This window comes from Pseudomonas edaphica (assembly GCF_005863185.1).
Lineage (GTDB): Bacteria > Pseudomonadota > Gammaproteobacteria > Pseudomonadales > Pseudomonadaceae > Aquipseudomonas > Aquipseudomonas edaphica.
Genome location: NZ_VBVZ01000194.1, coordinates 1 through 9,966, shown reverse-complemented (window position 1 = coordinate 9,966; position 9,966 = coordinate 1). Strand labels below are relative to the sequence as shown.

General features: G+C 60.4%; 10 protein-coding genes. 5 read left to right on the top strand and 5 right to left on the bottom strand.

Annotated features, from left to right (window positions below):
* A partial coding sequence (locus FEM54_RS14845; RefSeq protein ID WP_240792750.1) for a response regulator transcription factor occupies positions 1 to 706 on the bottom strand: 706 nt, incomplete at its 3' end.
* A gap of 77 nt (positions 707 to 783) precedes the next feature.
* On the bottom strand, positions 784 to 2,733 hold the full coding sequence (locus FEM54_RS14840) for an LTA synthase family protein (RefSeq protein ID WP_099549364.1): 1,950 nt from the start codon (positions 2,731 to 2,733) through the stop codon (positions 784 to 786).
* A gap of 200 nt (positions 2,734 to 2,933) precedes the next feature.
* Between FEM54_RS14840 and colR the strand changes: the two genes are divergently transcribed.
* The 5 genes from colR to FEM54_RS14815 all read left to right on the top strand — a co-directional run bounded on the left by colR (position 2,934) and on the right by FEM54_RS14815 (position 6,705).
* Positions 2,934 to 3,617: a two-component system response regulator ColR gene (gene colR, locus FEM54_RS14835; protein ID WP_003175870.1), complete on the top strand. Its 684-nt coding sequence runs from the start codon at positions 2,934 to 2,936 to the stop codon at positions 3,615 to 3,617.
* On the top strand, positions 3,607 to 4,887 hold the full coding sequence (locus FEM54_RS14830) for a sensor histidine kinase (RefSeq protein ID WP_017139753.1): 1,281 nt from the start codon (positions 3,607 to 3,609) through the stop codon (positions 4,885 to 4,887). The genes colR and FEM54_RS14830 overlap by 11 nt, the downstream gene beginning before the upstream one ends.
* A gap of 189 nt (positions 4,888 to 5,076) precedes the next feature.
* A complete protein-coding gene (locus FEM54_RS14825; protein ID WP_017139754.1) occupies positions 5,077 to 5,757 on the top strand; it encodes a class I SAM-dependent methyltransferase in 681 nt (226 codons plus the stop codon).
* 4 nt (positions 5,758 to 5,761) lie between these two features.
* On the top strand, positions 5,762 to 6,481 hold the full coding sequence (locus FEM54_RS14820) for a lipopolysaccharide kinase InaA family protein (protein WP_017139755.1): 720 nt from the start codon (positions 5,762 to 5,764) through the stop codon (positions 6,479 to 6,481).
* Positions 6,478 to 6,705, top strand: a complete 228-nt coding sequence (locus FEM54_RS14815; RefSeq protein ID WP_017139756.1) for a hypothetical protein — start codon at positions 6,478 to 6,480, stop codon at positions 6,703 to 6,705. The genes FEM54_RS14820 and FEM54_RS14815 overlap by 4 nt, the downstream gene beginning before the upstream one ends.
* Before the next feature lie 54 nt (positions 6,706 to 6,759).
* Here the strand turns inward: FEM54_RS14815 and FEM54_RS14810 are convergent, their stop codons facing one another.
* The 3 genes from FEM54_RS14810 to FEM54_RS14800 all read right to left on the bottom strand — a co-directional run.
* Complete coding sequence (locus FEM54_RS14810; protein WP_099549365.1) at positions 6,760 to 7,860, bottom strand: DUF1513 domain-containing protein; 1,101 nt, start codon at positions 7,858 to 7,860, stop codon at positions 6,760 to 6,762.
* A 2-nt stretch (positions 7,861 to 7,862) separates the two neighbouring features.
* Positions 7,863 to 8,927: an imelysin family protein gene (locus FEM54_RS14805; RefSeq protein ID WP_017139758.1), complete on the bottom strand. Its 1,065-nt coding sequence runs from the start codon at positions 8,925 to 8,927 to the stop codon at positions 7,863 to 7,865.
* A 31-nt stretch (positions 8,928 to 8,958) separates the two neighbouring features.
* The coding region (locus FEM54_RS14800; RefSeq protein ID WP_138451626.1) for a di-heme oxidoreductase family protein at positions 8,959 to 9,966 on the bottom strand (1,008 nt) is incomplete at its 5' end.

Below are 9,966 nucleotides of genomic sequence, written 5' to 3'. Positions count from 1 at the left end.
GACCATCACGGCCCAAGGCTACCTGTTTGTCGAAATCCCCCAGGCGGCCCAGCATGTTTAAACTGCGCCCCTGGATGGTCACCGGGCAGGCCAGGGTCATCAGCTTTTTGCGCAGGCGCGACACACGCATATCAATGGAGCGGTTAAGCCCGTCGTATTCCAGGCCGCGTAAGCTTTGCAGGAGTTTCTCGCGGGTCAGTAACACGCCGCTATGGCGGGCGAAAATCGCCAGCAGTTCGAACTCGGCCACCGAGAATTGCAATGGCGTACCGTCGAGCCAGGCGAAATGGCTATTAAGGTCCAACCGAAACGCGCCCCACTGATAAGACGCATTGGGCGCCTGGCGATGACGACGCAGCAACGAGCGCACCCTGGCCAGCAATAGCAGCGGGTCGACGGGTTTGACCACGTAGTCGTCGGCGCCCACGTCGAATCCGGTTAATTGCTCGGCGTTTTCATCCAGCGCGGTCATCATCAGGATCAGCCCGGGGTAGCTGTCGCGAATCTGGCGGCACAGGGTAAAACCGTCGATGCCCGGCAACATGACATCGAGGATCAACAGTGCCGGTTTTTCATCAAGAATGCGCTGTGCGGCGCGATCACCACGGTGCTCCACGGCGACGGTAAAACCCTCCGCGCGCAGGAACTCGGCCGTCAGCGCGGCCAATGGGCGGTCATCTTCAATCAGCAACAGGGAGTCGGACATGCAAAGGCGCCATCGCCGGAGGATGGCGCAAGTGTCACGCCCTTGCCCTGTGGTAGGCAAGGGCCAGAACGCAGCTGTCAGCGTACGCTGATTGCGGGGGGCACTTCCTTCGGCCCCTTCCAGCTCAGCAATTGTTGGGTGTAGCCATAGCTGGCCGCTTGGTAGTAGGTGATTGCGCGTTGGATCAACGGATCATCACTGCCTACACGCAGCTCCTGGCTTTCACCCAGGGCTTGATCGTGGCGACGCAGGCCTTGGCGTGGGCTTAGAATGGCCAGGTCCTTGCCGTCAAACAGCCCCAGATACTGGTAGTTGCCGACCACCACGCGCGGTGGCAACGGGTTGTCCTGCAACAGGTTGCGGCCGAAGAAGGTCGACTCGTAGCTCAGGTTGATCAGGCCCAGCAAGGTCGGCGCAAGGTCGATCTGGCTGGCCAGTTGTGCGCTTTCCCGGGCTTCGATCAGCTTGGGGGCATAGATGAACAGCGGGATCTGGTAGTTGGTGATCGGCAAGTCTTCCTTGCCTGCGCTGCCGGCGGTGTGGTCGGCGACGAACACGAAGATCGTGTTATCGAACCAGGGTTTCTGGCGTGCCGCGTCGAGGAACTCGCCAATAGCGTGGTCGGTGTATTTGACGGCGCCGTCACGGCCTTTACCGGACTTGATATCAATGCGCCCGTCCGGGTAGGTGTAGGGACGGTGGTTGGACGTGGTCATCAGTTGCAGCAGGAAAGGCTGCTGCTTGGCGTAGTCGGCATCCGCGAGTTTCAGGGTTTGCCGGTAGAGGTCTTCATCAGCCATGCCCCACGCGTTCTTAAACGAAATTTCCGCTTCCGGCACACTGCTCTGGTCGACGACCCGATAACCGTTGCCGCTGAAGAACGCGTTCATATTGTCGAAGTAACCGCGCCCGCCGTAGACGAACACGCTGTCGTAACCGACGGCACCGAGTTGTTGGCCAAGGCTTGCGAAACCGCTTTCACGGCCAATGCGCTTGACGATCGAGCGGCCGGGCGTGGGTGGAATCGCCAAGGTGATCGCTTCCAGCCCACGGTCAGTGCGGGTGCCGGTGGCATAGAAGTTATTGAAGTACAGGCTTTGTTTACGCAGCGCATCGAGGTTGGGCGTCAGGTTGTTTTCATCGCCATTGCTGCCCATGTATTTGGCGCTGAAGCTTTCGATGGTCACCAGCACGATGTTGGGTTTACGCAATGTGCCTGGGTTGTCGATAGTGCGGCGGATATCCAGCGGGTCTGTGCCGATAAAGTGCGCATTGGGTTCACTGAGTTCTGCGCGCAACTGTTTGGCGACAACTTCGGTTGGCAGGCTTTTGTAGAACTGCGTGTAATCGAGTTCGTTATTGCGAAAGGCGGCAAAAAATTGGTAGGGGCCGTTGCTCGCCAATTCGTTCATGTAGGCATTGCCGCCTTGGGCACGCGGGCTGTTCTGGCTGATCAATTGCACACTCAGACCGGCAGCTACCAACAGGCACAGGGCATTCAGCAAGCGGCCGCGCATGGCTGGGAGCGGGGCGTTCATCGCCGCATTGAACGGCTTGCGCAGGGCAAGGCTCACGACTATCGCCAGCATCGCCAACAAACTGAGCAGCTTGCCGATCGGGTAGGACTCCAGCAGGTTGTTCAACACCTCCTTGGAATACACCAGGTAGTCGACGGCAATGAAGTTGAAGCGCACACCGAATTCATCCCAGAACAACCATTCAGCGACCGCAGTGAACAGCATGGCGAACACGCTGACGGTGAGCACCGCTTGCAGGAACCAGCGATGGCCGCGGCGGCGCCACAACGCGGGCGGGCACAGCAGCAGGTACAGGCCCAGCGGCAAGGCGGCATACACCAGGAAGCTCAGGTCATAGAGCAAACCCACGCCAAACACCGGCAGCAAATTGCCACCGACTTCATCCAGATGGGTGATCAGCAGCACGCTGCGGGTCAGCAGGAAAATCACCAGCCAGGTGGCGGTGACGAGCAGCAGAAAGCGCATAGGCGCTGTTTTGAAAAACCCCATGTCCATATTCCTTATATCGATGGGCGCGATGTTCGACCTGACACTGTAATCAGTTTGTGAAGCTATAGTGAAAAACTTGTTGGAATATGTAATTGGTTGAAAACCTTTATCGACGTGACCTCAAGGTCTATCCCTGAGCCACACTTGGCCTTAAGCTGCGCGAGCCAACAAGGCCGTTACCGCGTACGGAGACACTGCCCATGCGAATTCTATTGGTTGAAGACAACCGCGATATTCTGGCCAACCTGGCCGATTACCTGGGGCTAAAAGGCTACACCGTGGACTGCGCGCAGGACGGTTTGTCGGGCCTGCACCTGGCCGCCACCGAGCATTACGACCTGATCGTGCTCGACATCATGCTGCCCGGTATCGATGGCTACACGCTGTGCAAACGTCTGCGTGAAGACGCCCGCCGCGATACGCCGGTGATCATGCTCACCGCCCGCGACCAATTGGATGACCGGCTGCAGGGCTTCAAGTCCGGCGCCGATGACTACCTGCTCAAACCCTTTGCCTTGTCCGAGCTGGCCGCGCGCATCGAAGCCGTTTTGCGCCGTGCCCAGGGCGGCGGGCGCCGTGCCCTGCAAGTCGGTGACTTGAGCTACGACCTTGATACCCTGGAAGTCACCCGCGAAGGGCGCCTGCTCAAGCTCAACCCGGTGGGCCTGAAACTGCTCGCCGTGTTGATGCAAAAAAGCCCGCACGTACTGCGCCGCGAAATCCTCGAAGAAGCCCTGTGGGGCGATGATTGCCCGGACAGCGACAGCCTGCGCAGCCACGTTCACCAATTGCGTCAGGTGATCGATAAGCCGTTCGCCAAGCCGTTGCTGCAAACGGTACACGGTGTGGGTTATCGCCTGGCCGAGGGCCGTGATGGAGTTTAAGCAAAGCCTTGCCCAGCGGATCATCATCGCCTTTGCCTTGATGAGTGCGTTGGTGGCGGGGGCCTTCGCCATGGGCATCATTGCGACCGTACACCTGGTGGAAGAAAAACTGATTTCGGCCGGCCTGGGCGGCGACCTGCAGCGCCTGTTGCTGATGGACAGTGTCGAGGACTGGAGCCACCGGCCCGAGCCCGACCAGCTGTTTTACTTCAGCGGCGGCCCTGGGGATTTCGAGCTGCCCAAAGACCTTCGGCACCTGGAGCCGGGCTTTCACGAAGTATTCCGCGAATCGCTGTCGTACCACGCCATGGTTGAAGTGGTGGATGGCCGACGGTATGTGTTGCTGCAAGACCAAAGCGATTTCGAAGAGCGCGAGCGCGTGCTGTTTGCCGTGGTGCTGGTGGGCTTTGTGCTCAGCCTCGCACTGGCGGTTTTCCTTGGTTGGGTGCTGGCCCGCAAGGTGATGGCGCCGGTGGTGCGTCTGGCCCGCCAGGTGCGCCATCGTGACCAATTGCTTGGCTTGGCGCCGCCGCTGGCGCCGGACTACGCCGCCGATGAAGTCGGCGAGTTGGCCGTGGCTTTCGACGCCACCCTGGGCCGCCTGCGCGCGGCCTTGTCCCGTGAGCAGCTGTTCACCAGCGACGTCAGCCACGAACTGCGCACGCCGTTGATGGTACTGGCCAGTTCCTGCGAGCTGCTGTTGGAAAACCCGGCTATTGACCCGCGTGGCCGCAACCAAGTGCTGCGAATCGCCCGTGCGTGTGAAGAAATGCGCGAGCTGGTGCAAACCTTCCTCATGCTGGCGCGTGCCAAACACGATGATGCCGCCATGTCGCCGCAGGTCAACGTCACGCAGGTGGCGGAGGACTTACTCGGCATCTGGCGAGGGCCTATCGAGCAAAAGGGCCTTGAGTTGATCTATAACCCGGGCAATCCCCTGGATACCCGCTACAACACCACCTTCTTGCACGCCGTGATGGGCAACTTGCTGCGCAACGCGTTGCACTACACCGAGCAGGGCTTTATCCGCCTCACGCTGGAACCGAGCGGCTTTATCGTCGAAGACTCTGGGGTGGGCATTCCCGAGGACAAGCGTGAAGCTATGTTCGAGCCCTTTGTGCGCGGCAGCGAGAAGCGCGGAGAAGGCCTCGGCCTGGGCTTGTCGCTGGTGCAACGCATCTGCGAGAGCCAGGGCTGGAGCGTCAGCCTGAGTACTATGGAGCCCAATGGCTGCCGTTTCCATGTCGAGTTGAGCCAGGTCAAACCCTGAGTACTTTCCCTGCCGCTATCCTGCGGCAGATACCCCGCTTTTCGGCGAAGATGGCCCCATGCCACTGCTTGTATCTGTAAAGTCTTGAAATGTATGGGGTTGGACAGGACAAGTTTTTCACAACGGGTTGACCTGTTGATCACAGTTTGCTGCTTAAGGTTGTAAGCATCAGCTACTGGAGATCCGTTGATGTCTACCCCAATCAAGCTCGATTTTTCCGAAAAGTACGACGATCAGCACGCGCAGAATTATTTGCTCAAGCATCAGGACAATCTGGCTCGCCGGCTGTCCCACAAACGCGACGAGCAATTGGCGCGCGGTGCGTTGGCCCTGGCGGGTGAGCCGGGCCTGGTGCTGGACCTGCCTTGCGGTGCCGGGCGGTTCTGGCCATTGTTGGCGGAGAAGCCCAACCGTGTGATTATCGGCGCTGACAATTCGGAGTCGATGTTGAAAGTTGCCACCGTCGCCCAGCCGGCGGAGGTGGTGAAGCGGGTACGGCCTTTGCAAACGTCTGCCTTTGATATCGATTTGCCCGATAACTCGGTCGACAGTATTTTTTGCATGCGCTTGATGCACCACATTGGTGATCCGGCGCACAGGCTGGCAATACTGAAAGAATTTCAGCGGGTTACCCGCGACAGCGTGATTATTTCGTTGTGGGTGGATGGCAATTTCAAGGCGTGGAAACGCAAGCGCGCCGAAGCCAAGCGTCGCAAGAAAGGTGAGCAGGAAGGTTACCAAAACCGGTTTGTGTTACCGGCTGCTACTGTCGAGGCAGAATTTGAGCAGGCCGGTTTCCGGGTCCAGGAATCCCTGGACTTCATGCCGCTCTACGCCATGTGGCGAGTCTATGTATTGCGTAAGAGGTAACAGGATGGCAGTTGAGTGCGTATCAGGCAGTCACGTAGCTCCCGAAGAACGATTTGATTTTTTCTGGCGTCAGCAGGGCGAGTGGGTCGAGGAACCCAACCGCCGACGCGGTGGTGAAAGCGGTGTGCAGCGGGTGGTCAGCCCAAATGGCCGCTTGCTCTACAGCAAGCGTCAGACCGGTCATATCTACCGCAGTTGGCTTCACCCGTTCGGACGCCCGACCGTGTTGCGCGAACGTGACGCCCTCAAAGGCCTGCGTTCGCTGGATGTCCGCGTACCGGAACTGGTGTTTTGCGGCGCACGCCGTGACCCCGAGCACCAATGGAAAGCCTTGTTGGTCACGGCGTCCCTGGACGGTTTCGACGAGATCGAAAACTGGTACGCCGCCGGCGGCCGTGAGCAGTACGGCGAGTTGCTCCATGAGCGCATGCTCAAGGAATTGGCGGGCACCCTGGCGCGCATGCACAAGGGCCGCTGGCAACATGGTTGCCTGTACATCAAGCACATTTTTGTACGAGTGACCGGCGAAGGCGACTCGGCCAACGTGGAAGTGGCGCTGCTGGATTTTGAAAAGTGCCGCCAGCGGTTGACCGCTTATCGGGCCGCTTCCCATGACATGCTGCAACTGCGTCGCCATTCGTCGTGGAACAGTACCGACTGGGAAAAACTCAGCTACTTTTACGAGACGGCGTTTGGCAGCGCTATCAAGGGCTTAACTAGATGAAGCTAGAAATAGCACGAGGTGTGTTCCTGGTCGGCGCGTTGGGCATTGCAGCCCTGGCGCTGGCTGTGTGGGAACAACCTCGCACACAGGTGCTCAGTGCGGCGCAGGGTAGCGGGCAATGCCTGCTGCCACGTGTTGCCAAGACGAGTGTGGCGGCCAAGCCGGATCATGACTTGCTGTTGTTCATGTTCGGGATGTCCCAAGGGATGAGGCCGCAGAGTTGAAAGATTCCACACCCCCGACAAAAGGGCCTTGCGATGCGAGGCCCTTTTTTTTTCTCAAATTATCAGGTGCAAGTGGTTGTCCCAAAGCCCCGAGGGCAGCTCCAGCGGCTTGGCCACCAACTGCGGCTGGCGGCAATCGTAGAAGCGACAACGGCCCTGGCCTGAGGTGACGACAAAGCCATCCGTCACCGCACCTACACCGGCACAGTCGGGCAACGGCCCGTCCAGGCGCAGCGCACCGCTGTCCATGTCCCAGATAAAAAACCTGTTACCCCGCGGCGCTGTGAGTGCGACCAGACGCAGTTCGCTGTGCACGGCGACGCTGGCGGTGTAATGCCCCATGGCTTGCAGTTGCTCATCGGCCACCGGGAACGCCACGAACGGCTGCCCTGGGCGCTTGATCGCGAGCAACTCGGAGCGCTCCTGGGACGGCCCCATGAACTGCTGCCCGGTGAGGATTGTGCCATCGCTGGCAATCCCCATATGCCGCACGCTGTTCATCTGTTGGTCCAGGGTTTCCTTGCTGATCAGGCTGCCGTCGCGGTGCATCAGCACCAGGCTCGGTTCCATGGCGTTGAGGTTCATCTCCACACGACTTTCGGCTTCGGTGCGAATGCCGCCGTTGGCCACCACCAGGGTTTCGCCGTCGGGCATCCATGACACTTGATGCGGGCCGATGCCATGGGTGGAGATTTCGCCACTGTGCACCAGCCGCTCGCCCTCGAACCTGTACACACCGAGCAGGCCACGGCCGGGGTCGGAGGTGTCGTTCTCGGTGGCGTACAGCCAGTCGCCGCTGTTGTGGATCACCGCGTGGCCATAGAAATGGCGATTGGCATTGGAGGTGATGGTTTGCAGCAGCGTGCCAGTACGCAGGTCGATCAGGTAACTCTCGGTGCCCGGGCGACGGGCGACGAACAGCGCAATCGGCAGTATCGGGTGGTTGATGATGTCATGGCAGCGCTGGCCGACCTGGGTGGCAAACACTTGCGTGCCGTCCAGGCGAAAACCCACGGCATAGTGCTTGCCGTCCGCATCATCGCGTGCCGACAGCAGCAGCGGTGCCTGCTTCTTTTGTTTGAACAGCGTCCAGCCACCCAAAGTGAGTGCACTGAGCAGCACACTGCCAACCGCCAAAGCCTGTCGCCTGAGCATCATCAGTCACCGTCGTTGGCGTTAAAGCCCAGTTGAATGCCCAGCGCCTTGGCCAAATCACCTTCGTGCAGGCGGTGGACCACGTTGAGGCTGTCATAGATGTCATTGAGCTGTTGGCGCCCGGCATCGTCGGCCAGCAATTCGTTGAGCGTGCGCTGGTTGCTGGCGAACAGCTTGAGCGAGGCTGCATAAGCGGCGTCGATCTTGTCGGCCAATGGCTTCTGCTCGGACGGCAGCAGGCCGCGCAGGCCCTTGTTGTCGACGCCGACCCACACGGTCTGCGCCGCCGCCAGGCTGGCTTGCAGGCTTTGCAGGGACGACTGGCTGCGCCAGGCATCGGCCTGGAAGGGTTGCGGGATGCCCTTGGTCTGGCGGCCCATCGGCGTGCCGAGTTTTTTCTTCAAGGTATCCAGTGCGGTGACTTGCACGCGCAGCAGGTCAGCGATGGCTTCGTGGGAATCGGCGTAGCGCTGGTTCGGGAACTTGGTCATCTGCGCGAGCATGCCATCGGTGCTGTTCCAGCTCGCCAGGATCTCTTCGGCCAGGGTTTTCTGACGCTCACCAATGGCCACCAGCAGTGGGCAGTAACGGGCTTTCTGGGCTTCGTCGGCGACGTCGGTCTTGGCGTCGTAGAGGATGTATTCGTAGGCCGACAGGCCTTGCACCACCACGCTGGACTTGGCCAGGGCGGCGCCGTCGATCTGCGGCTGGGCGCTGACCAGTTGTTCGACTTGTCGGCCCACAAGGTTTTTCTTGTCCGGCCAGAACTGCACTTGCCACGAACGGTTGCCCTCGGCCAGCGGGCCGATCAGCAGCGGCTGCAGCTCAGCCCAGGCTTTTTGCGCATGCAGGAAGTCGGCGCGGGCGGTCTCCAGGCTTTCCTTGCCCTGGCAGTAGGCGAGGGCGCTGACGGCCAGTTGGCGGTCGGCTTCAACCCAGCGGCTGTAGGTGGGCAGGATCACTTGCTTGGCGATGGCCGCCGAGGTCACCGCCTGCGGGTCCTGGGGCGAGCAGGCGCCGAGGGCGAGGGCGGCAAGGCTGGTGAATAGCAACTTGGGACGGAACATGTCGAGCTCCCTACTGTAATTGTGGCAATGCTTATAAAGAGTTCAGGAACGCCAGCAACGCAGCACGCTGCTCGGCATTAAAGGACAACACATGCTGCTGCGCCGCTTGTGCTTCACCGCCATGCCAGAGCACGGCTTCGAGCAGGTTACGGGCGCGGCCATCATGCAAAAACTGGGTGTGACCACTTACGGCCTGCGTCAGGCCAATGCCCCACAACGACGGCGTACGCCAGTCGCGGCCGCCGGCCTTGAACTCGCTGCGGTGGTCGGCCAGGCCTTCGCCCATGTCGTGCAACAGCAGGTCGCTGTAAGGGCGAATCACCTGGTTGGCCAATTCAGGTTCGGCGGCTGTGGCCGCCGTGGTGAACGTCGGCTTATGGCAACCCTGGCAACCGGCCTGGTAGAACAGGTTTTTGCCGGCGAGCACCTGCGGCGTGTTGACGCCACGGCGCGCCGGTACGGCGAGGTTGCGGGTGTAGAACAGCACCAGGCGCAGGATGTTATCGCTGACTTCCGGCTCGCCCTCGGGGCCATTGCCATTGGGCGCCTGTTTGCAGGCGACTTGGGCGGCGGTGCAGTCATCAAAGGGTCTCAGGGACGTGGTGAGGCCCATATCACCAGAAAACGCGTGAACATTTTGTTGATTGAGGTTGGGTTGCCCGGCTTTCCAGCCAAAGCGCCCGAGTACGGTTTGGTGCTGCGCGTCATCCCAGACCCAATTGGCGCGACCAATGAGGGCTTCCTTGTCGGCGGTTTTTGCGTCGGTGTTGCGCAAGATGTCGGCATCGCTGATGGCTTCGAGCAGGCCTAGTCCGATCATCGGTGGCGCAATCCGCGCCGAGAAAAGTGTTTCGGCGTGCATCGGGCCGTAGGCCAGCTGGGTGATTTGCAGATTTGGCTTGCGCAACTCGACCACGCTGCCGTCCTTGAAGGTCACGTTGACGGGCGTGTAGTCGACCCGCACTTTGCCTTCAGGCGCCACGCCTGGCACGGCCATGTCCTGCAGTTGCCCACCGTAGACCGGCCCGGGCACCACGCC

Bases quoted from the DNA above. Each gene is read 5' to 3' on its own strand.
- FEM54_RS14825 (WP_017139754.1), top strand. From the start codon at position 5,077: ATGTCTACCCCAATCAAGCTCGATTTTTCCGAAAAGTACGACGATCAG.
- FEM54_RS14840 (WP_099549364.1), bottom strand. From the start codon at position 2,733: ATGGGGTTTTTCAAAACAGCGCCTATGCGCTTTCTGCTGCTCGTCACC.
- FEM54_RS14815 (WP_017139756.1), top strand. From the start codon at position 6,478: ATGAAGCTAGAAATAGCACGAGGTGTGTTCCTGGTCGGCGCGTTGGGC.
- FEM54_RS14810 (WP_099549365.1), bottom strand. From the start codon at position 7,860: ATGCTCAGGCGACAGGCTTTGGCGGTTGGCAGTGTGCTGCTCAGTGCA.
- FEM54_RS14820 (WP_017139755.1), top strand. From the start codon at position 5,762: ATGGCAGTTGAGTGCGTATCAGGCAGTCACGTAGCTCCCGAAGAACGA.
- FEM54_RS14805 (WP_017139758.1), bottom strand. From the start codon at position 8,927: ATGTTCCGTCCCAAGTTGCTATTCACCAGCCTTGCCGCCCTCGCCCTC.
- FEM54_RS14830 (WP_017139753.1), top strand. From the start codon at position 3,607: ATGGAGTTTAAGCAAAGCCTTGCCCAGCGGATCATCATCGCCTTTGCC.
- colR (WP_003175870.1), top strand. From the start codon at position 2,934: ATGCGAATTCTATTGGTTGAAGACAACCGCGATATTCTGGCCAACCTG.